The organism is Micromonospora sp. WMMC241, from assembly GCF_027460165.1.
Classification (GTDB): domain Bacteria; phylum Actinomycetota; class Actinomycetes; order Mycobacteriales; family Micromonosporaceae; genus Micromonospora; species Micromonospora humi.
The window spans coordinates 5034697-5057938 of sequence record NZ_JAPZBF010000001.1 but is presented as its reverse complement, the minus strand read 5'-3'; the positions used below and the strand labels follow the sequence as shown (position 1 = coordinate 5057938).

The 23242-nt window shown below is 74.3% G+C and carries 17 protein-coding genes; 6 read left to right on the top strand and 11 right to left on the bottom strand.

Features of this window, described 5'->3' with window-relative positions; all coding sequences use genetic code 11:
* Positions 1 to 198: 198 nt before the first annotated feature.
* Both O7598_RS22770 and O7598_RS22765 read left to right on the top strand, forming a co-directional pair.
* Positions 199 to 2421, top strand: coding sequence for an MMPL family transporter (locus O7598_RS22770; protein WP_269693328.1), 2223 nt, complete (start codon positions 199 to 201; stop codon positions 2419 to 2421).
* A 456-nt stretch (positions 2422 to 2877) separates the two neighbouring features.
* The gene (locus O7598_RS22765; protein ID WP_269693327.1) at positions 2878 to 4383 is read left to right on the top strand and encodes an MFS transporter; all 1506 of its coding nucleotides are present in this window, start codon (positions 2878 to 2880) and stop codon (positions 4381 to 4383) included.
* Positions 4384 to 4438: 55 nt separating this feature from the next.
* Here O7598_RS22765 and O7598_RS22760 read toward each other — a convergent pair whose 3' ends face one another.
* On the bottom strand, positions 4439 to 5311 hold the full coding sequence (locus tag O7598_RS22760; protein ID WP_269693326.1) for an endo alpha-1,4 polygalactosaminidase: 873 nt from the start codon (positions 5309 to 5311) through the stop codon (positions 4439 to 4441).
* Between the two features lie 78 nt (positions 5312 to 5389).
* A complete protein-coding gene (locus tag O7598_RS22755) occupies positions 5390 to 6688 on the bottom strand; it encodes a CAP domain-containing protein (RefSeq protein WP_269693325.1) in 1299 nt (432 codons plus the stop codon).
* Positions 6689 to 7065: 377 nt separating this feature from the next.
* Between O7598_RS22755 and O7598_RS22750 the strand changes: the two genes are divergently transcribed.
* From O7598_RS22750 to O7598_RS22740, 3 genes are all read left to right on the top strand, one after another.
* Entirely contained in the window at positions 7066 to 7260 is a 195-nt protein-coding gene (locus O7598_RS22750) for a hypothetical protein (RefSeq protein WP_091064470.1), read from the top strand.
* A 314-nt stretch (positions 7261 to 7574) separates the two neighbouring features.
* Complete coding sequence (smc, locus tag O7598_RS22745) at positions 7575 to 11174, top strand: chromosome segregation protein SMC (protein ID WP_269693324.1); 3600 nt, start codon at positions 7575 to 7577, stop codon at positions 11172 to 11174.
* Positions 11171 to 11791, top strand: coding sequence for an HAD family hydrolase (locus O7598_RS22740; protein ID WP_091064085.1), 621 nt, complete (start codon positions 11171 to 11173; stop codon positions 11789 to 11791). Before smc ends, O7598_RS22740 begins: the two co-directional genes overlap by 4 nt.
* Positions 11792 to 11806: 15 nt before the next feature.
* Here O7598_RS22740 and O7598_RS22735 read toward each other — a convergent pair whose 3' ends face one another.
* From O7598_RS22735 to O7598_RS22720, 4 genes are all read right to left on the bottom strand, one after another.
* Positions 11807 to 13156, bottom strand: a complete 1350-nt coding sequence (locus O7598_RS22735; RefSeq protein ID WP_269693323.1) for an extracellular solute-binding protein — start codon at positions 13154 to 13156, stop codon at positions 11807 to 11809.
* Entirely contained in the window at positions 13156 to 15753 is a 2598-nt protein-coding gene (locus tag O7598_RS22730) for a caspase, EACC1-associated type (protein ID WP_269693322.1), read from the bottom strand. The genes O7598_RS22735 and O7598_RS22730 overlap by 1 nt, the downstream gene beginning before the upstream one ends.
* The gene (locus tag O7598_RS22725) at positions 15750 to 16133 is read right to left on the bottom strand and encodes a hypothetical protein (protein WP_269693321.1); all 384 of its coding nucleotides are present in this window, start codon (positions 16131 to 16133) and stop codon (positions 15750 to 15752) included. The genes O7598_RS22730 and O7598_RS22725 overlap by 4 nt, the downstream gene beginning before the upstream one ends.
* 107 nt (positions 16134 to 16240) lie before the next feature.
* Positions 16241 to 17176 (bottom strand): superoxide dismutase, encoded by a 936-nt coding sequence (locus O7598_RS22720; RefSeq protein ID WP_269693320.1) that lies wholly within the window; start codon positions 17174 to 17176, stop codon positions 16241 to 16243.
* Between the two features lie 77 nt (positions 17177 to 17253).
* On the opposite strand from O7598_RS22720, the gene O7598_RS22715 reads away from it, so the two are divergent.
* The gene (locus O7598_RS22715; RefSeq protein WP_269693319.1) at positions 17254 to 18243 is read left to right on the top strand and encodes an ArsR/SmtB family transcription factor; all 990 of its coding nucleotides are present in this window, start codon (positions 17254 to 17256) and stop codon (positions 18241 to 18243) included.
* Positions 18244 to 18277: 34 nt separating this feature from the next.
* On the opposite strand, the gene O7598_RS22710 is transcribed toward O7598_RS22715, so the two are convergent.
* From O7598_RS22710 to O7598_RS22690, 5 genes are all read right to left on the bottom strand, one after another.
* Positions 18278 to 19771: a N,N-dimethylformamidase beta subunit family domain-containing protein gene (locus O7598_RS22710; protein ID WP_269693318.1), complete on the bottom strand. Its 1494-nt coding sequence runs from the start codon at positions 19769 to 19771 to the stop codon at positions 18278 to 18280.
* 205 nt (positions 19772 to 19976) lie between these two features.
* On the bottom strand, positions 19977 to 20507 hold the full coding sequence (locus tag O7598_RS22705; RefSeq protein WP_269693317.1) for a DinB family protein: 531 nt from the start codon (positions 20505 to 20507) through the stop codon (positions 19977 to 19979).
* A gap of 67 nt (positions 20508 to 20574) precedes the next feature.
* On the bottom strand, positions 20575 to 21063 hold the full coding sequence (locus O7598_RS22700; protein ID WP_269693316.1) for a universal stress protein: 489 nt from the start codon (positions 21061 to 21063) through the stop codon (positions 20575 to 20577).
* A 4-nt stretch (positions 21064 to 21067) separates the two neighbouring features.
* Positions 21068 to 22693, bottom strand: coding sequence for an MDR family MFS transporter (locus tag O7598_RS22695; RefSeq protein WP_269693315.1), 1626 nt, complete (start codon positions 22691 to 22693; stop codon positions 21068 to 21070).
* A 112-nt stretch (positions 22694 to 22805) separates the two neighbouring features.
* Positions 22806 to 23231, bottom strand: a complete 426-nt coding sequence (locus O7598_RS22690) for a MarR family winged helix-turn-helix transcriptional regulator (RefSeq protein ID WP_269693314.1) — start codon at positions 23229 to 23231, stop codon at positions 22806 to 22808.
* Positions 23232 to 23242 lie beyond the last annotated feature (11 nt).

Sequence of the window (23242 nt, the reverse complement as noted above, 5' to 3'; positions counted from 1 at the left end):
GCCGGTCCCCGGCGGCGCGCCGGAGCGTACCCGGAAACGCCCCTTTTCCGGTGATCGGCGCGACCGGTTCCGGCCGCGCAGGTGGGGCTAGCCCTATCGGGGCGAAGCCGGGGCCGTTCCCCGATGCCCGGGCGGCGCGGGCCTCCTAGCGTCGGCAGACGTCGGCACGGGGCCGACGTCTGGAGGGGGAACCCGGATATGGGCAGGCGACCGGTGACCGTGCGGCTGGCACGGTGGAGTGCGGAGCATCCCTGGCGGGCCATCGCGCTGTGGGTGGTGTTCGTCGCGGTGTGCTTCGTCGGCGGCAACGCCGCCGGGCTGAACGAGGCCACCGACGCGGATCAGGCGATCGGCGAGTTCGGGCGGGCCGAGCTGATCGTCAACGGTGGTGACTTCCACGATCCGGCCACCGAGAACGTGCTGATCACCGCGCGATCGGGGGCGCTGGACCCGGCCGCGGCGAAGGCCGTCGCACAGGACGCCGCGGGCCGGCTGCGGCAGGTCGAGGGCGTCGCGTCGGTGGGTACGCCGATGCCGTCGCGGGACGGGACGGCGCTGCTGCTGCCGATCACCATGGCCGGCGACCCGGAGACCGCCGAGGACCGGGTGCAGCCGCTGCGGGACACCACCGCCCAGGTGCAGGAGGCGCACCCGGAGCTGCGGGTGGAGCAGGTCGGCGGCCCGTCGATCGACAAGGCGCTCGACGACACGCTCGGCAAGGACTTCAAGCGGGCCGAGCTGCTCAGCCTCCCGGTGACGCTGGCGATCCTGATCATCGCGTTCGGGGCGCTGATCGCGGCCGGCGTGCCGGTGCTGCTCGCGCTCTCCTCGGTGGCCGCCGCGATGGGCCTCTCCACGCTCGCCTCGCACCTGGTGCCGGCGACCGACACCACGGCCAGCGTCATCCTGCTGATCGGCATGGCGGTGGGCGTGGACTACTCGCTGTTCTACGTGCGGCGCGAGCGCGAGGAACGGGCCAAGGGTCGCTCCGGCCTCGACGCGGTGGAGATCGCGGCGGAGACCTCCGGGCACGCCGTGGTGGTCTCCGGCACCGCCGTGATCATCTCGATGGGCGGCCTGCTGCTCGCCCAGGACGCGATCTTCTCGTCGCTGGCCGTCGGCTCGATCCTGGTGGTCGCGGTGGCGGTGATCGGCTCGCTGACCGTGCTGCCGGCGTTGCTCGCCAAGCTGGGCCGCTGGGTGGACCGGCCGCGGGTGCCGCTGCTGTGGCGGCTCACCGCCCCGCGCGGCGGGCGGTCCGGGCAGCCGGCGCGGCCCCGGTTCTGGCCGGCCGTGCTGCGGCCCGCGCTGCGCGCGCCGGTGGCCACGCTGCTGATCTCGGTCGCGCTGCTGCTCGCGCTCGCCGCGCCCGCGCTGGGCATGAAGCTCAAGTTCCCCGGCGCCGAGGACGTGCCGCGCAGCACGCCGGCCATGCAGGCGTACGACCGGCTCACCGCGGCCTTCCCGAGCAACGGCACCAGCCACACGGTGGCCGTGCGGGCGCCGGCGGACCAGGCCGACCGGGTGCGGGCCGCGCTCACCGGCCTGGCCGGCCGGGCCGCCACCGACCCGCTCTTCGCGCCGGCCGAGGGGGACGGCCCGGAGATCAGGGTGTCGGCCGACCGGCGGGTGTCCGTGCTGGACGTGGCCACCCCGTACGCCAGCCGTTCCGACGAGGCGTCCCGGTCCCTGCACGAGCTGCGCCGGGACCTGGTGCCCGCCGCGCTGGACGGCATCCCGGGCGTGGAGTACGCCGTCGGCGGCGGGGTGGCCGCCAGCGAGGACTACGCCGACCACATCTGGGCGAAGCTGCCGGTGGTCGCCGCGTTCGTGCTGGCGTTGACGTTCCTGGTGATGGCCTGGACGTTCCGGTCGGTGGTGGTGGCGCTCACCTCCATCCTGCTCAACCTGCTCTCCGCCGGCGCGGCGTACGGCCTGCTGGTGCTGGTCTTCCAGAGCCACTGGGCGGAAGGGCTGCTCGGCTTCACCTCGATGGACGCGATCGTCACCTGGCTGCCGCTGTTCCTGTTCGTGGTGCTGTTCGGGCTCTCCATGGACTACCACGTGTTCGTGGTCAGCCGGATCCGCGAGGCGGTCGACCGCGGCATGCCCAACCGGGAGGCGGTGGCGGAGGGGATCACGTCCTCGGCCGGCGTGGTGACCAGCGCGGCGATCGTGATGGTCGGGGTGTTCTCGATCTTCGCCACGCTCAGCATGATCGACTTCAAGCAGCTCGGCATCGGGCTGGCGGCGGCGATCCTGCTGGACGCCACCATCATCCGGGCGGTGGTGCTGCCGTCGGTGATGACGCTGCTGGGCGACGCGAACTGGTGGGCGCCCCGCTTCCTGCGCCGCCGGTCGGCCACCCCGCCGGCCGAGCCGCCGCCCGCGCCCTCGCCGGAACTGGTTGCCGTCCGCTGACCCGGCGCGTCGGACCGCCCCGGCCCGCTTCGGCCGGGGCGTAGTCCGACCGCCGGGCCTCGGCCCGGGCTTGGCCTCGGCCCCGGCTCGGCTTGGCCTCGGCTCGGTCCGGCCGGACCGAGCCGAGGCCGGAGGTTGACTTTTCGGCGCAGCCGTGCGTGTCGCCGAGGAAACGTCCACTCAGACGGGCTATACCTGAGAGGCATAATTATGCCTCTCAGGTATAGCGAGCTGAAGGCATCTGCCCCGGGAACGGGTCACGGACAGTAGTCGCCGGCCGGTGTGCTCGCGGGGCGGGAGCGAACGGGATCGCCGACCGTCCGAGGGGTGGCCGGGGGCCGGAAGCCGGCAGGATTAACGCGCCTGGCGGCGGGGCATCTGGGCCGCCATGGATGAAGAGCTCTCGCCGGAGGCGCTTACGATCGCTCCGGCTCTCCCCACAGGCCGGAGCGCGTCATGAGCGCCGACGTGCAGACCGGCACCGTACGGACCAACGTCCCGGCGCGCCTCGACCGGCTGCCGTGGTCCCGCTGGCACTGGATGATCGTGATCGGTCTCGGCACGGTCTGGATCCTCGACGGCCTCGAGGTGACCATCGTCGGCAACCTGTCCGGCAAGCTGGCCGAGCCGGGCAGCGGTCTGGACATCACCCAGAGCCAGGTCACCGGCCTGGCCGCCGCGCTCTACGTGGCCGGCGCCTGCACCGGCGCGCTCTTCTTCGGGTGGCTCACCGACCGGTTCGGCCGCAAGAAGCTCTTCCTGCTGACCCTCGGGCTCTACCTGGTGGCCACCGCGCTGACCGCGCTCTCGTTCGACACCTGGTGGTTCTTCCTGTTCCGGTTCCTCACCGGCATGGGCATCGGCGGTGAGTACGCGGCCATCAACTCGGCCATCGACGAACTGATCCCGGCCCGCCACCGCGGCCGGATCGACATCATCATCAACGGCACCTTCTGGCTCGGCGCGGCGATCGGCGCGCTGCTGACCGTGCCGCTGCTCAACGGCCTGCCGACCAACCTCGGCTGGCGGGTGGCGTTCGGCCTGGGCGCGGTGCTCGGCGTGGTGATCCTGCTGGTCCGGCGGCACGTGCCGGAAAGTCCACGCTGGCTGTTCATCCACGGGCGGGCGGACGAGGCGAACCACCTCGTCGACTCGGTCGAGAGCGAGGTCGAACGGGAGACCGGCAGCCGGCTCACCGAGGCCGACAACTACATCGAGATCCGGCAGCGGAAGAGCACCAACTTCCTGGAGATCGCGAAGACGCTGTTCCGCCGCTATCCGAAGCGCGCGACGCTCGGCTTCTCGCTCTTCATCGGCCAGGCGTTCCTCTACAACGCGATCACCTTCGGCTTCGCCCAGATCCTGCAGACCTTCTTCGACGTCCCGCCCGGCAACAGCGGCTACTTCTTCGCGGTCATCGCGGTCGGCAACCTGTTCGGCCCGCTGCTGCTCGGTCGGCTCTTCGACACGGTCGGCCGGGTGCCGATGATCGCCGGCTCGTACATCGGCTCGGGCGTGCTGCTGCTCGGCACCGCCTGGCTGTTCCACGCCGGCGTGCTCACCGCGGTGACCATGACCGCGTGCTGGTGCGTCGTCCTCTTCTTCGCCTCCGCCGGCGCCAGCGCGGCGTACCTGACGGTCAGCGAGATCTTCCCGATGGAGACCCGGGCCATGGCCATCGCGTTCTTCTACGCGATCGGCACCGCCGCGGGTGGCATCACCGGCCCGCTGCTCTTCGCCAAGCTCGTCGGCAGCGGCCAGGTCGGCGACACCGTGCTCGCGTTCGTGATCGGTGCCTCCATCATGATCATTGGCGGTCTGGTGGAGCTGGCGCTCGGCGTCAAGGCCGAGGGGAAGTCCCTGGAGGACCTGGCCACTCCGCTCAGCGCCGAACAGGCGGGCGTGCCGGCGCAGCGTGGCGCGGACAGCTCGACCTCGACCACCGGCGCGAGCGCCGGCTGACCCTTCGACGACGCGCCGCCCCCGCCCGTTCCCCGGGCGGGGGCGGCGCCGTGTGTCACGGCAGCGGGCAGGGCTCCCGCCAGGCGTCCAGAGCCCGGTCCTTGCGGATCGAGGCGAAGCCGTAGCCGGTCGCGGTGACGCAGGACGCGGCCCGGTCCCCGGTGTACTCGACGTGGAAGACCGGCTTGTCGGCGTCGACGAACGGCAGCAGCTTCGCGCACTCGCGGCGGCGTACGCACTCCTGGTTGACCGCGAAGTCGAAGTCGGGGGCCAGCGCGGCCACCTGCGCCACGTCGTCCACCAGGCCGGGGGAGAGGTCGAGCCGACGGGCCAGCCCGGCCAGCCGGCGGTTGAACAGCAACTGTTCGTCGAAGCCCAGCGGGAAGCCGGAGCGGTGCCGGTAGCCGTCCGCGTCGTCCAGCGCCACCGCGCCGAAACCCTTGCCCCGGCAGAGCCGGAACCGGTCGGCCAGCACCGGCGCCAGCGCGTCCCAGCGCCGGACGTCCAGGAACCGACTCCCCGGACGGCCCGGCACCGCCGCGCCGCGCAGCGCGGCCGGAAAGCGGGTGGCGTCCGCGTCGCCGTCCGCGTACGTGCCGACCCGGACCTGGCACACCAGCCGGCGGCTGCGGGCCCGCAACGCGGCGGTCTCGGCGGAGGTGGTCCGCACCGGGTCGAGGAGGAAGACGTCCGCGTCCACGGACACGTCCACCGGGCCGGCGAGCTGCCACTGCCACGTCCAGCGGCGGGCCGACGCGGCCGGCCAGGAGGTGGGCGCGCCGGGTGGCACGGTGATCCGCTCCCGGCACGCCGGGACGGGCGCGAGCAGCAGCGCGGTCAGCGCCAGCGCCACGCCCCGGCGCGGCCCTCGTCGGCGGACGTGGACCGGCCGGGAGCGCGGCACGGCGCACGCCGGCCGGATCCGCATCGACAGCTCCCCGGACGCGGGCGACCCGACGCCGCCCCCGCCCGGTCAACGAGCGCCGGCCCGGTCACGACGCGCCGGTCAGCGCGGCGTGCCGAAGTCCTGCGTCCAGTACGGCCCGTTGCTGCGCGCCACGCCCACCCCGATCTGGGTGAACGAGCAGTTCAGGATGTTCGCCCGGTGCCCCTCGGAGTTCATCCAGGCGTCCATCACGGCGGCCGGGCTCTGCTGGTTCCAGGCGACGTTCTCGCCGTACGCCCGCCACGTGTAACCGACCCGGTCGAGCCGCTGGCCCACGTCGCTGCCGTCGCTGCCGTCGTGCGACATCTTCTTGTGGTCGGCCTGGTCCTGGCTGTGCCGCTGCGCGGCGAGCGTCAACTTGGAGTTGACGGTCAGTGCCTTGCAGCCGGCCTTCGCCCGCTCCTGGTTCACGATGTCGACGACCTGTTGGAGTTCCGAGCTGAGGCCGCTGCCGGAGGAGGTGGTCCGGGCGCCGGTGTTGCTCGGTGCGCTGCTGCGTTCCAGCTGCCGCGACGGGGCCTTGGTCCGGCTGGGCCGGGGCGTGGCCTTCTTCGTCGGGCTGGGCTTCACGGTGGTCGGCACGGCCGTCGGGCTGGCGGACGGGGGGACCAGCGCGTCGGCGGGCGGCCCGCTCTCGGTCTGCTCCGTTCCGTCCGGGTCGACGACCGCCGGCGCGTCGGCCGCGGTCCGCTCGGCCGGGCGGTCGCCACCGGGCAGCAGCAGGGCGCCGACGCCCAGGCTCACCACGAGCGTCGCTGCGGCGGCGGCGCCACCGATCACCAGCGGGCGGGAGAACCGCCGCTTCGGGCGGTGCCGGCTGTCGTCGGGCGGGGTGTCGGTCACCGGCTGCCAGGCGGCCGTGGGCTGCGCCCAGGCGCCGGCCGGCTGCTCCTCGCCGTTCCAGCGGTCCCGGTCCGGCAGCTCCTCGCCGTTCCACCGGTCCCGGTCCGCCGGGTAGGCGCCGGCCGGCTCGAACGGCGCGTCGTGGCCGTATCCGGACGCGGCGACGCCGTGGTCCGGTCCGCCGGCGGCGTAGCCCGGCCCGGTGGCGGCGTAGCCGGCCGACGCGGCGTCGCGGCCGTAGCCGGACTGCGGGGCGTGGCCGTAGCCCGGGTGCGTCGTGGTGGGGTCGGTGTCGTACCCGGCCGGGCCGTGTCCGGGACCGTCGACGTCGCCGTAGCGGCCGGCGTCGAGGGTGGGCGGCAGGTGGCCGGCGGGCGGTTGGGCCGGCTCGTCCCCGAAGAGGTACGACGACCGCGGCTCGGGCCGGTCGGTGAGCCACGCCGGAGCCTGGTCGGTCGGCTGCTCCGGGCGCCGGGAGGCGTCATCCGGGTCGATCGGGTCGGTCCAGCGGTACACGCCTGTCCCCTCCACGGGTCGGTTGCGGGCCGGGGTGACGCTACGGGCGCGCCCGAGCTGCGGCAACGTGGCTAAGAAAGAGTTAAGGCGAAGCCGACCGCAAGGGTGAGGCGTTCACACATTCTTCAGGGCGTACAGTAAAGGCGTCCGGACAGAGCGTGTCCGCGCCTTCTGGCAGCCCCCCGGCGAGTGGCCCGGCCGACGTGGAGATGATCTACGGCCTGCGTCAACTTGACGAAGGAGGGGGGTTCGGCTCAATATATAGGTGTCGCCAGTCGCGCCCAGCCATGCCCCGACACATCGGAGCATTGGCAGCCGCGAACATCATGGGCGCGCGTTGGCCGGCCTTTCCGGCAGCGCATATCGAGGAGTTCAGCATGGCGAAGGCCCTCTACGGCCACGTAGGTGCAGCGTCCGACCGGCGTCTGCTCGACGAGGCCACCCGGCTGCGTGCCAGGGTTCAGGCACTGGAGTTCGAGATCACGCGTCTGCGTGCCGAGAACGATCGGCTCGCGGCGGCGGCGGCGGAGGCGGACGACCTCCTCCGGCTCGCCGAGCCCGCGCTGACCTGAGTTCCGGTCGTCGGAAAACTGAATCGCACCACACCGAAAAGCGCGCCGACACTTCAGTGCCGGCGCGCAGCCATGTACGTACCCTTCTCGCCGTTGTTCGCAATTCTCGATCTTGCGGTGACTCCGGGAAATTGCGTCCGGTAATTGTGATCTTGCGGTTTTCGCCCGACCGGGGCGGCGGGTGCGGAAAGCGGACAGCGCCCCCACCGGGTGGGTCGCGTGCCGGTGCGGTCCCGGGCGCGGGTTAGTCTGCGGGTTCACCAGGTCCGCGCAGCCGGCGACGGTACGGCGACCACCGGACGAGGATCGAGAAGGTGCATCTCAAGAGCCTGACGGTGAAGGGCTTCAAGTCCTTCGCCTCCGCCACGACGCTGAAGCTGGAGCCGGGGATCACCTGCGTGGTGGGCCCGAACGGCTCCGGCAAGTCCAACGTCGTCGACGCCATCGCCTGGGTGCTCGGCGAGCAGGGCGCCAAGGCGCTACGCGGCGGCAAGATGGAGGACGTCATCTTCGCGGGCACCGCCGGGCGGGCGCCGCTGGGCCGGGCCGAGGTCACCCTCACCATCGACAACACCGACGGCGCGCTGCCGATCGAGTACACCGAGGTCTCCATCACCCGCCGGATGTTCCGCTCCGGCGAGAGCGAGTACGAGATCAACGGCGACTCCTGCCGCCTGCTCGACATCCAGGAGCTGCTCTCCGACTCCGGTATCGGCCGGGAGATGCACATCATCGTCGGGCAGGGCCGGCTCGACGGCATGCTGCACGCCAAGCCGGAGGACCGCCGGTCCTTCATCGAGGAGGCGGCCGGCGTCCTCAAGCACCGCAAGCGCAAGGAGAAGGCGCTGCGGAAGCTCGACGCGATGCAGGTGAACCTCAACCGGCTGACCGACCTCACCGCCGAGCTGCGCCGCCAGCTCAAGCCGCTGGGCCGGCAGGCCGCGGTGGCCCGGCGCGCCGCCGCCATCCAGGCCAACCTGCGCGACGCCCGGCTCCGGCTGCTCGCCGACGACCTGCACACGCTGCGCACCACGCTCGACAGGGAGATCGCCGACGAGACCGCGCTGCGCGAGCGGCGCGAGCAGATCGAGGGCGAGCACGGCGAGGTGCAGGGCCGGCTCGGCGAGCTGGAGGCGGCCCTGGCCGAGGACGCCCCGCTGCTCGCGGCCGCCCAGGACACCTGGTACCGCCTCTCCGCGCTCCAGGAGCGGTTCCGCTCCATCGAGCAGCTCGCCCGGGAACGGCTGCGCCACCTCAGCGCCACCGGCGACGACGAGCGCCCCGGCCGGGACCCCGAGCAGTTGGAGGCGGAGTCGCGGCGGGTCCGCGAGCAGGAGGAGGAGCTGCGCGCCGCCCTCACCGACGACCAGATCCGGCTCGCCGAGGCGGTCGAGCACCGGCAGGAGCTGGAACGGCAGCTCGCCGCCGCCGAACGGGAGCTGGTGGCCGCCGCCAAGGCCATCGCCGACCGGCGGGAAGGGCTGGCCCGGCTGACCGGCCAGGTCAACTCCGCCCGGGCGCGCACCACGAGCGCCGGCGAGGAGATCGAACGGCTCGCCGCCGCGCACACCGACGCGCTGGACCGCGCCGAGAAGGCGCAGGCCGACCTGGACGCGGTCGCCGAGCAGTCCACCGAGGCCGACCGGGACAACGCCGACCTGGACACCCGGCACGCCGAGGCGGTCGCCGTGCACGAGCGGGCCCAGGCGGCGGTGCGCAGCCTCACCGACGGCGAACGCGCCGCCGAGAAGGACGCCGCCACCTGGAAGGCCCGCGAGGAGGCGCTCGCGCTCGGCCTGCGCCGCAAGGACGGCGCGGGGGCGCTGCTGGCCCGCGCCGACCAGGTGCCCGGCCTGCTCGGCAGCCTCGCCGGGCTGCTCACCGTCGCCCCCGGCGACGAGGCGGCGCTCGCCGCCGCCCTGGGCGGGCTCGCCGACGCGGTCGCGGTCAGCGGCGTGGACGAGGCCGTCGAGGCGATGCGGCTGCTCAAGATCTCCGACGCCGGACGGGCCGGCCTGCTGGTCGGCAGCCCCGCCGGCCCCGGCATGGACGGCACCGCCGACGCGCTGCGCCCGAAGCTGCCCGACGGCGCTCGCTGGGCGCCGGACCTGGTGGAGTGCGCCGCCGGCATCCGCCCCGCCGTGCACCGGGCGCTGCGCGACGTGGCGCTCGTCGACGACCTCGCCGCCGCGGCCGACCTGGTCGCCGCGAACCCCGAGTTGCGCGCGGTCACCCCGGACGGCGACGTGGTCGGGGCGTACGCGGCGGCCGGCGGGTCCGCCAAGGCGCCCAGCTTCATCGAGGTGCAGGCCGCGGTCGAGGAGGCCCGGACCAACCGGGCCACCGCCGAACGCGCCGCCGCCGAGCTGCGCGACCAGCTGGCCGAGGCGCGGGCCGAGGTGACCGTCGCCAAGGAGGCGGTGCAGCACGCCGCCGCCGCCAAGCGGGAGGCGGAGAGCCACCGCAACGCCGCCGCCCGCCGGCTCGCCGAACTGGGCGCGGCGGCCCGCTCGGCCAAGGCCGAGACCGACCGGCTGGGCGAGTCCCGGGCCCGCGCCGAGGCGGCCCGGGAACGCGACCTGACGGCGCTCGCCGAGCTGGCGGAGCGGCTGCGGCTGGCCGAGACCACCCCGATCGACGCCGAGCCGTCCACCGAGGAGCGCGACCAGCTCGCCGCGATGGTGCCGCAGGCCCGGCAGAACGAGATGGAGGTCCGGCTCGCGGTGCGTACCGCGGAGGAGCGGGTCGCCTCGATCGCCGGCCGGGCCGACTCGCTGGCCCGGCAGGCCACCGCCGAGCGCGCGGCGCGGGAGCGCGCCGCCGCCCGCCGCGCGGCCCGCACCCGCGGCGCGGAGATCGCCCGCGCCGTGGTCGGCGGCGCCCGCGAGGCGCTCACCCGGCTCACCGTCTCCATCGCCCGGGCCGAGGAGCACCGCGACGCCGTCGCCCGCGAACGCGCCGCCCGCGAGGCCGAGCTGTCCGAGGTACGCGGCGCGGCCAAGCGCCTCGCCGCCGAGCTGGAGCGGCTCACCAGCCAGGTGCACCGGGACGAGGTGGCCCGCGCGGAGCAACGGCTGCGCATCGAGCAGTTGGAGGCCAAGGCCGCCGAGGACTTCGGGCTGGACGTGCCCACGCTGGTCGCCGAGTACGGCCCGGACCAACCGGTCCCACCCACCGACGCGGACGTCGCGCTCGCCGAGTCCGATGGTCGGCCGGTGCCCGAGCCGGTCCGCTACGAGCGGCCGGTGCAGGAGAAGCGGGCCGCCAAGGCGGAGCGGGAACTGGCCCTGCTCGGCAAGGTGAACCCGCTCGCGCTGGAGGAGTTCGCCGCGCTCGAGGAACGCTTCAAGTTCCTCTCCGAGCAGCTGGAGGACCTGAAGGCCACCCGGCGTGACCTGCTCACCGTGGTCAAGGACGTGGACGAGCGGATCCTGGAGGTCTTCGCCAGCGCGTTCGAGGACACCGCCCGGGAGTTCGAGCAGGTCTTCACCGTGCTCTTCCCCGGCGGGGAGGGCCGGCTCGTGCTCACCGACCCGGAGGACCTGCTCACCACCGGCGTCGAGGTGGAGGCCCGGCCGCCGGGCAAGAAGATCAAGCGGCTCTCGCTGCTCTCCGGCGGTGAGCGGTCGCTGACCGCGGTGGCCATGTTGGTCGCGATCTTCCGCGCCCGGCCCAGCCCGTTCTACATCATGGACGAGGTGGAGGCGGCGCTCGACGACGTGAACCTGGGCCGTCTGATCACCTTGCTGGCACAGTTGCGGGAGAAGAGCCAGCTGATCGTGATCACCCACCAGAAGCGGACCATGGAGATCGCCGACGCGCTCTACGGCGTGACCATGCGCAGCGGCGTGACCCAGGTGATCAGCCAGCGGCTCAACCGGGCCGAGGACGACGGGCAGGAGACAGACGAGTGAGTCGGGAACGCGCCACGGCGCTCCTGGTGGACTTCGACGGCGTGCTGCGCCGCTGGGACCCGGCGGTGGCCGCCGGCGTCGAGCGGGAGTACGGGCTCACCGAGGGCGTCCTCGGTGAGATCGCGATGTCCTGGGGGCTGCTCCAGCCGGTGCTCGTCGGACAGATGAGCCACGCCGCGTGGATGGCGAGCGTGGCCGACGCGCTCACCCCCTCGCTCGGCGACCCGGCCCGGGCCCGCGCGGCGGTCGACGAGTGGCAGCGTTACCGCGGCGAGGTCGACCCGGACGTGCTGGCGTTCGTGCGCGAGGTGCGGGCGGCCGGCATCCGGGTCGGGCTGGGCACCAACGCCACCGACCTGCTCGACGCCGACCTGGCCGCGCTGGGCCTGACCGACGAGCTGGACGTCGTGGTCAACTCCTCGGTGGTCGGCGTGCACAAGCCGGCGAAGGAATACTTCCAGGCCGCCTGCGCGGCGCTGGACACCCCGCCGGCCCGGGTGCTCTTCGTCGACGACCAGGACCGCGCGGTGGCCGGCGCCCGGGTCGCCGGGCTCTCCGCGCACCGCTGGAGCGGGCCGGCCGACCTGCGTTACCTGCGCGCGGCGCTGGCCTACTGAGCCGGCCGCCCCGCGTCAGTCCGGCGCGGGGCTGGTCGGTGTGGCCCCGCGCAGGGCGTCGGTGAGCCGCCGCGCGAGGTCGTCCGGGAGCGTGCCCTCCCGCTTGAGCACCGTCATCACGTAGCCGCGCAGCACCAGGCTGAAGTTGACGTAGTGCGGCGAGACCGGCCGTAGTTGGGCGCGGTCGACCGCGTCCCGCAGCAGCGGCAGGTAGGGGTAGTTCTCCTTGATGATCGCGTCGCTGTAGACGACGGCCCGGGTGGCGGCGAAACCGCCCTTCTCGAAGAGCGTGCGCTGGCTCTCCTCCCCGGTGAGGTACTCGATCAGCGCCTGCGCGGCCCGGGGTTGCTTGCTCTGCCGGGCCACCGCCAGGTTCTGCCCGCCCAGCACACTCGGCCCGGGCAGCGCCGTGACGCCCACCCTGGACGCGGCCGGCGACGGCGGCGCGGACGCGTCCGCGCCGGTCAGCTTGCGGTACGCGACCGGCCAGTTGCGCATGAACGCGACCTCGCCCACCGCGAAGGCCTCCCGGCTCTGGTCCTCGTTCTGGTTGAGGGCGCCGCTCGACACCACGGACGCCCCGGTGGTCGACGGCGTCAGCGACCGGAGCGCGTCGGCCAGCCGCTTCGGGTCGACCGAGACCTTGCCCTGGTCGTCGACGCGCAGGTCGCCGCCGTGCGCCCAGAGCGCCTCCAACGCGTTGACGGTCAGCCCCTCGTAGCCGGCGAGCTGGCTGGTGAAGCCGGCCTTGAGCCCGGAGCCCCGCCCGTCGAGCAGCCGGGTCGACTCCGCCTCGATCTTCGGCCAGTCGAACGGCGGCTTCAGCCCGAGGTCCCTGCGGTAGTAGAGCAGCCCGGCGTCGGTGTTGAACGGCAACGCCCACAACCGGCCCTGGTAGCGGCAGGTGCGCAGCGGCTTCTCCAGGAACGCCTCGTCCGGGGGATCGGCCAGCCGGGGCTCGTCGATCGGGCGCAGCAGGTTCTTCTCCGCGAACGCCGCCGTCCAGGTGACGTCGAGATTGAACACGTCGATGTCCTGGTCGTTCTCGCGCTCACCACGATTGATCATCTCCGCGTACTGGGCGTCCGCCGCCTCGTTGAGGCTGATCATCCGGGCCTGGTTGTGCGGGTTCGCCGCGTTCCAGAGCTTGAGCAGCGCCTGCCGCTGCTGGCCCTCGCTGTCGTCCCGGCCGGTGAGGACCACCAGGTCACCCGGTTCCAGGCCCTTCGGGCCGGCGACCTTCCACAGCAGGAGGGAGCACGACGCGGCCACCAGCACGCCGCTGAGCAGGCCCAGCCCGAACGCCCGCCACCAGCGCCGCCGATCCCTCCCCGGCGTCGGCCTGGCCCTCCGGGTCGATGGCATCAGTCCGCTCCCTTCCACAGCGCGGTGAACAGCCGGTCCAGCGTCGGATCGAGGCGGTCGGTCCGGGTGTCGTAGCAGTCGCCCCCGGTGCCCTGCGCGAGGCGGTCGAGCGGGGAACCGGCGCAGTCCGCTTCCCCCACCGCGAGGACGTAGAGGCGTACGCCGGACAGCTCGGCCACGGTCGGTGGCGGCCGCCCGGAAGTGTCCTGGCCGTCGGTGACCACCACGAGCGCGCGCAGCGGGTCGCCGCCGCCGCCCCGGAGCTGGGCCACGCCCTGCCGGATGGTCTGGTGCAACGGAGTGTCACCGGACGGCCGGATCCGCGCGACGGCGGCGCGCAGGGTGCCGGCCACCGTCGCGCCCGTCGGACCGATCGGCACGATCGGCTTGGCGTTGGCGGCCACCGTGGAGAACGTGCGGAGGCCGAACTCGTCCCGCCCGCCCACCCGCTCCAGGGACCGCCCGACCCCGTCCACCGCCACCTCGAACCGGCTCCGGCGCCGATCCTCGCTCGGCGCGCGCATCGAGCCGGACGCGTCCAGCGCCACCAGGACCCGCCCCGGCCGGTGCGCGCGGCGGTAGACCTCGCGCACCCGGTCCTGCTCCTTGGCGACCAGCTCACGCAGGGGACGGACCCGGGCGAACGGCCAGTCGAACAACGCGCCGTTGGCGCGGACCACAGGCGTGGTGGCGGTCACGCCCGGCGGCCGCAGGCCGACCCGGAGCAACGCCTGCTGCCCCGCCTCCTCGTGGACCAGCCAGCGGGCGAAGGTGGCCGCCGCGGCCCGTACCGCGGGGCTCTGCACCGCCGTCGGCCAGCGGAGCCGGGCGACCGTGAGGAAGAGCAGCGGAGAGTCGGACGGATAGAACGCCTGCAGCCGTTCGGCCGCCGGCGGCGGCTGCTGGGCCGGACAGCCGGCGCCGAGCGGCCGGCCCTGGTTGTAGCGCACCAGCGCCTGCTCGGTGAGCACCACGGCGGGTGTGCGAACCCCCGCGCCGCCGGCGGGGGCGGTGGCGCGCGTCCGCTGCCGGCAGAGCACGGCGAGGTCGTCCCCGATCGGGTACGAGCCGGCGTCCAGCGCCTCGTCCACCCACCGCTCGACGTCCTGCCGCGCGGTCGACGCGGACGCCAGCCCTCGCTCGTCGCCGTAGAGCGCGTAGGTGGCCAGACGGGCGGGCGCCGACACGGCCGGATCCGCGCGGACCACGCCCTCGCCCCCGGAGATCACCGGTTCGGCGGTCGCGCCGGCGGCGTCGCGGAACAGCTCCCGCCACGTCCGCCCCATCCGGCGCGCCGCCTCGACGGCCCCACCGGCGGCGACCTGCGCCTGCGGGACGCCGAGCACCAGCGGCGACGCGGCGATCTCGTTGACCTCGTCGACGACGCCCGCGCCGGCCGGGCCCAGGCGCGTCACGTCGACCGCCGACTCCGGCAGCCACAGGTCCGGGTGCGGCCCGACGTCCTGGAGGTAGCGACGCCCCGGCGCGCCGGACGAGTCCCAGTCGGCGCCGATGCCGGCGCGGACGTCGTCGGCGGCCGCAGGGTAGAGGTGGAGCCGGGCCAGCGGGCAGCCCCGGTGCTGCCGCGCCGACCACCGCTCGAACGCGTCCGCCACCTCGCGGTACGGCTCCAGCCCGGCGGCGGAGGTGGCCACCCGCACCTGCGGCGGCAGGAAGCAGTCGGCCCCGACGGCGGCGACCGGGCCGGAGTAGCCGGCGGAGGCGCACAGGAGCGCCCAGACCGCGAGGATCGGCACCACCACCCGCCGGGGCAGCGCGCCGCGGGTGGCGGGGTGCGGCGTCACGGCGGCGACCAGGCGCCTCAACCGGTGCAGCGGGCCGTCGTCCGGCGGCGGTGGTGGGGGAGGCTCCCGGCCCGCCCACGCCACCCGGATCACGCCCTGCTTCCGGTGCACCGAGAGAGTGGGGCGCTGCCGCCTGCTCACCTCGTGGACCCGCTCGTCGACGTACCGGTAGAGCTCGTCGGTGTCGACGATCCCGTCGCCGTTGCGGTCCGCCCGCCCGGTGCGCAGCCCGTCGACCACCGCCCGGGTGAAGACGCCCTGACCGTCCCGCTCGAAGCTGAGTTCGGTGCCGGCGCAGGAGGTGATCACGACGTGCCCGCGCCCGCGGAACGGGCCGGTCAGGTCGGCGTCGTGCGCGCCCCGGGCCCGCTCGTCGCGGGCGAAGGCGCCGCTGTAGCAGCAGTCGAGCAGCACCACGATCTGCTTCGCCCGGCTGTCGGCCATCTCGTGCCGGATGTCGGCGGCGGACAGCGCGGTCGCCCGGATCAGGTGGCTGTCGTGCTCGGAGTCGCGGGCGGCGAAGAAGAGGTCGCCCGCCGCGTCCTTCAGCCCGTGCGCCGAGATGTGCAGGAGCAGCAGGTCGTCGGGCTCGGTGTTGTGGAAGAAGACGGCGACGGCGCGGCCCACGTCGTGGACCGTGCGGTTGCGCAGCACGCGTACGTCGTCGAAGGCGCCGATCGCCGGGTTCTCCAGCACCTCGCGGAGGGAGTCCGCGTCCGCCACGGTGCCGGGGAGGGAAGCGAACTGAGGATCCGCGTAGGCCTCGTTCGCGATGATCAGCGCTCGTCTCATCGTTCCGGTGGGAACACCCGGTCGATGAACGCCTCGATCAGCCGGCGCTGCTCGTCGGCGGTGGCGTCGTCGACGATCAGCTCGTGCTCGCCGATGCGCACCTCGACCCGGCCGCGACCGCGCCGCCGCTGCCACTCGCCGACGAGGCGGAGCACCCCGGCGACGAGGTCCGCCTGGGCGGCCAGGACGGCGAGCAGCGTGCCCAGTTCGGCGAGTTCGCCGGCCCGGGAGCCGTCCGGCGCGACCGTGGCCGACTCCGGCTGGCGGACCGAGCGGACGGCGTCGAGCTGGTGCAACTCGAGGCGCAGGCGGTGGGTGGCTTCCTCGGTCGTGTCGGCGTCGTCATCGAAGGTGACGAACCGACAAACCATGGTGTCCATTGATCGAACGTTATCAGCTCTCCGCCAACCAGCCGGTAACATTCCGTACACAGTGGTGGCTCGACCCGGTCGGGCGGGCCCCGTGTCCCGCCCGACCGGGCGGTGGCTCACCGCAGGCCGGGCACCTCGGTGACGGTGAACGGCGGGGCGGCCGGGTCGGCGAAGAGCTGGCTCTCCACCCAGAGCAGACGATCGGCGTCGCGGGCCACCGCGGTCGGAGAACGGCGGGTGTCGACCGTTCCGGACCGGCCCACCACCCGGGCGGTGCGCAACCCCGCGTCGAGCCGGGCCTCGTTCACCGCGAACCGGGTCACGCCGGCGGCGTCCGTCTCGTTGACCACCCCGTACAGCCGATGGCCCTCCAGCAGCAGGCCGTCCGCACCCATCCGGCCACCGGTCACCTCGACCTCGGTGACGGCCCGGGCCGTCAGGTCGACCCGGAACAGGCGTTCGCCGCCCTGCTCCGCCACCAGGGCGACCCGGCCCGACGGGTCGCTGACGACGCCGTTGAGAAACGTGGGCGCGGCCGGGAAGTCGCCCGGACGCACCCATGGGACGAGCGCGCCGACCCGCCCGCCGTCGAGCGCGGCGCGCCACAGCGTGCCGGTGGCGGAGTCGGTGACGTAGACGGCGTCGCCGGTGACCACCAGGTCGTTCAGGGCCGCGCCGCCGGCCGCCGTCCGGCGGGCCAGCAGGGTGCCGTCCGGGGCGTACACGAAGAGCGTGCCGGTGAGCCAGCCCGCGACGAAGATCCGACCCCGGCGGTCGGCCCGGATGCCGGCGGCACTGGTCCGGCCGTCGGAGCCGGCGGCGAGGAACGGGTGCAGGACCGCCCGCCGGGTGTCGCCCCGGTAGACCGCCCCGGTGGCCGAACTGGTGACGTACATGGTTCCGGCCGGGGTGACGGTGAGCCCTTCCGGGAACACGTCCGGTTCGGCGGAGACGACGTAGACGACGGGGCGGCCGGTGACGGGGGCGGGTTCCGGCGCGCCGGCGGTCACCGCCGTCAGGACCACCGCCGCCGCCGCGAGAAGTGTCTTCACCCCACGGAGCGTCCGGCGGTGACGACCCGACCGGAAGCCCCTTTCGGGCCGGGCCGAAAGGTGGCTACCGTTCGCCGGTGACCACCCTGCGGCTCAACGCGACCGACCTGAGCCGGACCGTGCTGCACGCCGGCCCGGCGGCCCTGGTCGAGCTGGCGATGGCCGCGCAGCGGCTGGTCCTCGCCGACGTGCCGACCCACCTCATCGCGTGGCGGGCCCGCACCCGGGCCGCGCTGCGCCCCGACATGCGGCCCTACCTCGACCTGTGCCGGACGCCGTACCTGCTGCCGGACTTCCTCACCCCGCCCCGCTTCGACGGCGGTCTCGCCAGCCTGGTCGACCAGGTCGCCGGCACGCCGGACGAGGTGCTCGCCGCCGAGCTCAGCCCGCTGGTGGAGTCGGGTGCGCTGCCCGCCCGGGTGGCGCCGCTGGCCGCCGGGGAGGCCGCCGCCCGAGCCCGACTGCGTGCGGCGATGCTCGCCTTCCACGGCGTGGCGCTCGCTCCCTACTGGACGGAGGTCGAGACCGCGGTACGCGCCGACCGGGCGGTGCGCGGTCACGTCCTGGCCGGCGGTGGCCTCGACCGGGTGCTCCGCGACCTCAGCCCGTACCTGGCGTGGGCCGAGACGGGGGAGAGCTACGCGCTGTCGTACCGGTGCGCGGTGGCCGACGACATCGAGCTGACCCCCGGCGGACGCGGGCTGACCCTCGTGCCGTGCCACCTCGCCCCGCAGCCGTTCCTGCTGGCCGACCCGACCGGCCCGCTGGTGCTGGTCTACCCGATCCGGCCGGGCCCGGAGCACCTGCGATCCCGCGCGCCCCTGGCGGACCTGCTCGGGCGTACCCGGGCGGCGGTGCTCGCGGCGACCGCCGAGGCCCCCGGCACGTCCCAGCTCGCGCGCCGGGTCGGTGTCTCCGCCGCGACGGCCAGCGAGCACGCGGCGACCCTGCGGGCCGCCGGCCTGATCACCACCCGGCGGGCGGGCGCGTCGGTGCGGCACTGCCTCACCCCGCTGGGCGAGCAGTTGTTGCGGGCGGGCGGCCCGGCGGAGGCCGGACCGGGGTGACCGGTGGCGGGGCCGTCATCCGGTCCGGTCAGGATCAGTGCGCCGCCGCCGCCGCTCCGCCGCCGGCGACCACCCGGTCCAGCAGGTTGACGGTGGCCCGGGCCAGGCGGGCGTCGGCCACCGCCGGGTCGGCCACCGCCCGGGTCCAGCCCAGCGAGCCGGCGGCGAACACCCAGGCCCCGGACGCGGCCCGGTAGAGCCGGCTCTGCTGCACCTGCGGCGCGCCCTGGTGCCGGTAGGGGGACTCGGCCAGCAGCGCCTGCTCCGTGGCCTCGGGACCGGAAAAGTGGGCCATGCGCCGGTCGGCCTCGCCCCACACCACCTCGGGGATCAGGTCGCCGTCCCGGACCCCGGCACCGGCCCAGAACCAGTGCCCGGCGTCCCGCACCACGAGCGGGGCGTACCCGTCCACGGTGCTGACGTACTGGGCTCCGATGAACTGCTGCTCGGCCTGGCCGGCCGTCCGCCACCTCGTGGTCGGCGGCATCGGGCCGGACGCCGGCCGGCTCTCCTTGGCGCACCGGACCAGGCGGTCGTCGCCGTCGTCCGCGCCGTAGCGGATCCGCCAGTAGCAGTTGTTCGCGCCCAGGAAGACCAGGCTGGTGCCGGCGTCGCGGGCGTCGACCACCGCCCGGCGCATCGGCGCCGACCAGTACTCGTCGTGGCCGGGGAAGACGACCGCGCGGAACCGGGCCGGATCCACCCGCCCGGTGTGCAGGTCCTCGCTCGTGGCGTACCCCAGGTCCAGGCCCAGGCCCTCCACCCACCGGACGAAGCCGATGTCGTGGTCGGCCAGGGCCGGCAGGCCGCAACCGGCGTACGGCCGGTCGTGGCTGACCGCCCGGGCCCGGCGCTCCCCGCTGCGGTGCCCGGCGGCGTCGAAGCCGTAGTAGAGGCTGGCGCCGGTGCGCCCGTCCTCCGGCCACCGGTTGTAGGCCTGCCAGGTGCTGGTCGGCAGCACGACCAGCGCACCGCCGCCGGTCGTCGGCGGGCGCACCACGAACGGGACCCACTGGTGGTGGCCGGAGGCGCCGGCGAGCAGCGCGAGGTAGAGGCCGCTCACCCAGCTCGGTGGCACCGTCGGCCGCCACCCCGGGCGCCATTCGCAGCGCACCGCGCCGGTCGCCGGATCCACCCGCGGCGGGCCCTGGGGAGCGCCCTCCAGCCAGGGGCTGACCGCCACCTGCCGCGCGCCCACGCCCCGGTAGTGGCCGAGCCGGAAGACGGTGATCCGGTACTTCTGCGGTTGGCCGACCGAGACGTGGAACCGCAGTTCCGCGCCGGGGGCGACGCTCGTGGCGTGCGCGTAGCCGGCGATCTCGCCGCGCCCGTCCTGGGCGAACCGCAGCCCGGTCAGCCGGAAGTCGGCCGCGCCCGGCCTGGTGTTCTCGACCACGACCGCCCCGGCGCCGGCCGCGCGGGGCGTGGTCGCCCGGACCGGCGAACCCGGATCGCCCGGGCCGGTGCCCAGCGCCGTCGCACCGAGCGCGCCGAGGATGCCCAGCGCCCGCCGTCGAGTGTGCCCCATCCCGGTCCCCGTCCACCTGGTCGCCCGTGCGCCCGACGGTTCCGGTGCCGCGGGTGCGGGCCCGGCGGGGCCGGGGTGATCGGAACCGGCCACGGCCGTTCAGCCGCTAGACGTACCGGGTCGGCGTGGCGTTGCCGGGAACGGTCACTTGTGGACGATCAGGTGTCGGGTGCCGGCCGTTCGGCCGAGCGGATGGGTGGCCGGTTCAGGAGCCGGTGACGCCGTCGATGCGCTCGCGGATCAGGTCCGCGTGGCCGTTGTGCCGGGCGTACTCCTCGATCATGTGCACGTACACCCACCGGAGGCTGATCTCGCGGGTGCCGCCGTCGCGCCGGGTGTGCGGGAACGTGTGCTCCAGCGGTAGGTCGGCCACCGCCAGGTCGGCGGCCTCGATCTCGGCGGCCAGGGTGGCCAACGCCTCGGCCGGGTCGGCGTCGGCGATGTCGTTGAGGTCGGCGTCCGGGTCGACGCTGTAGTCGTACATGTCGGGCAGGTTCAGGCCGGCCGCGTGGTGGCGGAACCACCAGCGCTCCACGTCGGCCATGTGCCGCACCAGCCCGAGCAGGGTCAGTCCGGAGGGCTCGACGCTACGGGTGCGCAGTTGCTCGGCGGTGAGCCCGGCGCACTTGAGACGCAGGGTGTCGCGGTGGGTGTCGAGCCAGCCTTGCAGCATGGCGCGCTCGTCGGCGATGAACGGCTCGTCGCGGCGGTCGACGTCGGGTGCTCTCCAGGTCATGATCGCAGATGTTAAGCGGGGGCCCCTTTACAACGCGAGGCGTTAAGCGGGGGCCCTTCCTTACACCTCAGGGGACGACGACGACCGGCCAGCGGCCGGCGCGCACCAGGCGGGTGGCGACCGAGCCGACCAGCCGGTGGCCGGCCTGCTCGGAGGAGCCGACCACGACCAGGTCGGCCCGGTGCTCGTCGGCGGCCCGGCCCAGCTCGGTGTACGCGTCGCCGCGCCGGCACAGGAACGTCACCGGCAGGTCCAGCTCCTCGGCCCCGCGCCGGCACTCCTGCCGCAGCTCGTCGGCCAGCTCGTCGTGGGTCCGCTGCACCGCGCCGGCCACCACCCCGGACATGATTCCGCTGTACGGGGCCGGCGAGCTGACGAAGACCGCCACCAGCCCGGCGCCCTGCCGGCGGGCGAGCCCCGCCGCGTAGGCGGCGGCCCGCATCGACGTGCGGCTGCCGTCCACGCCGACCAGCACCACCCGGGGTCCGTCGGTGCCCCGCTCGAAGGGCAGCGGCCGGGCCTGCGGGCCGTACCGCTCACGTTCCGGCGCGTCCATCGTCTCAGTCCTCCCGGATCCCGGTGCGGACCACCGCGGCGGCGTTGCCGGCGGCCACCGTCGACTCCCGCTCGACCTCGTCGGAGACCGGTTCGGTGTTGGTGCGGCGCAGCGGCACCTCCCGGATCAGCACCACCGCGATCAGCGCGAGCAGCCCGAACGGGGCGGCGGCCAGGAAGATGTCGCCGGCGCCGTGCCCGTACGCGGACTCCACCACGGCGCGGATCGGGGCGGGCAGCGCGTGCACGTCCGGCAACGCGCCGCCGCCACCGGAGGCGGGGGCCGGGACGCCGATCCGGCTCAGCCCGTCGGACAGGTAGCCGGTCACCCGGTGGTCGAGCAGCGCGCCGAGCGCGCTCACGCCGACCGCGCCGCCGAGGCTGCGGAAGAAGGCCACCACCGAGCTGGCCGCGCCGAGCTCGTGCGTGCCGACCGTGTTCTGCACGGCCAGCACGAGGTTCTGCATGGTCATGCCGAGACCCAGGCCGATCAGCGCCATGAAGATCGCGAGCCGCCAGTACGGGGTGTCCGCGCGCATGCTGCCCATCAGCGCGAAGCCGGCGGTGAGCAGCGTCGAGCCGGTGACCAGCCACCGCTTCCACCGGCCGGTGCTGGTGATGATCCGGCCGACCACCGTCGAGGCGACCAGCAGGCCGCCGATCATCGGCAGCGTCATCAGGCCGGCCATGGTCGGGCTCTCGCCGCGGCTGATCTGGAAGTACTGGCCGAGGAAGACCGAGGCGCCGAACATGCCGACGCCGACCGCGATGCTGGCCACCACGGCGAGCGTGATGGTGCGGTTACGGAACAGCCGCGGCGGGATCATCGGCTCGGCGGCCCGCTGCTCGACCCGGACGGCGAGCGCCCCGAGCAGCACCGCGCCGGCCACCATGACCGCGCTGGTCCAGGAGATCCAGTCGTACCTGTCGCCGGCCAGGGTGATCCAGACGAGTAGCAGCGAGACGGCGGCGGTGATCAGGGTGGCGCCCCACCAGTCGATGGTCACCTTGCGCTTGACCACGGGCAGGTGCAGCGTCTTCTGGAGCACGATCAGGGCGAGCACGGCGAACGGCACGCCGACGTAGAAGCACCAGCGCCAGCCGAGCCAGTCGGTGTCCACGATGACGCCGCCGATCAGCGGGCCGCCGATGGTGCCGACCGCCATCACGGCGCCGAGGTAGCCGCTGTAGCGGCCGCGCTCGCGCGGGGCGATCATCGTCGCCATGATCACCTGGGCGAGGGCGGTGAGGCCGCCCGCGCCGACGCCCTGCACCACGCGGCAGGCGATCAGTTCGCCGGTTGACTGGGCCTGACCGGCCAGGACCGAGCCCAGCACGAAGACCACCAGGGCGAGCTGGACCAGGATCTTCTTGCTGGTCAGGTCCGCGAGCTTGCCCCAGATCGGGGTGGTGGCGGTGGTCGCGAGCAGGGTGGAGGTGACCACCCAGGTGTACGCGGACTGGGTGCCGTGCAGGTCGGTGATGATCCGCGGCAGCGCGTTGGAGACGACCGTGGAGGAGAGGATCGCGACGAACATGCCCAGCAGCAGGCCGGAGAGCGCCTCCAGGATCTGCCGGTGGGACATGTCGACGGCGGTCGCCGCCCGGGTGGGCGCTGTCGCCTGCGTCATCGTGGAAAGCCTCCGAGAGGAGAGGAGTTGCGGGTTGCCTCGGGCAACCGTATGGCTTGGTTGCCTCAAGCAACAACCGCGAGTGGCGCGGCTCCTATTCCCGCGGCGCAGGTCAGAACGTCTCGTTGAACCGGTGCATCAGCCGGGCGAAGTCCGCCACGTCCTCTTTCGGCCAGTCCTCCAGCGAGCGCCGGATCTGCCCGAGTCGGGCCGCCCGGGCCGCGTCGAAGCGCCGGGTGCCCTCCTCGGTGAGGCTGAGCTGCGCGGCCCGCCGGTCGGTCGGGTCCGGGTCGCGGCGCACCAGGCCCAGCGCCTCCAGGCCGCCGATCTGCCGACTCAGCGTGCCCTTGCCGATGCCCAGCTTGACGGCCAGGTCGGTGAGCCGGATCTGGCCCGAACGGCGCAGCCAGAGCAGCAGCCCGTAGGCGTTCGGCTCCAGGTTCGGGTGGACCTCGCGGGCGATCTCCCAGGACAGCGCCCGGCCGCGGCGCAGCAGCGCGGTCAACTCGTGTTCCACGGCGCGCAGCGTCTCGTCCACGGTCAGAGGAT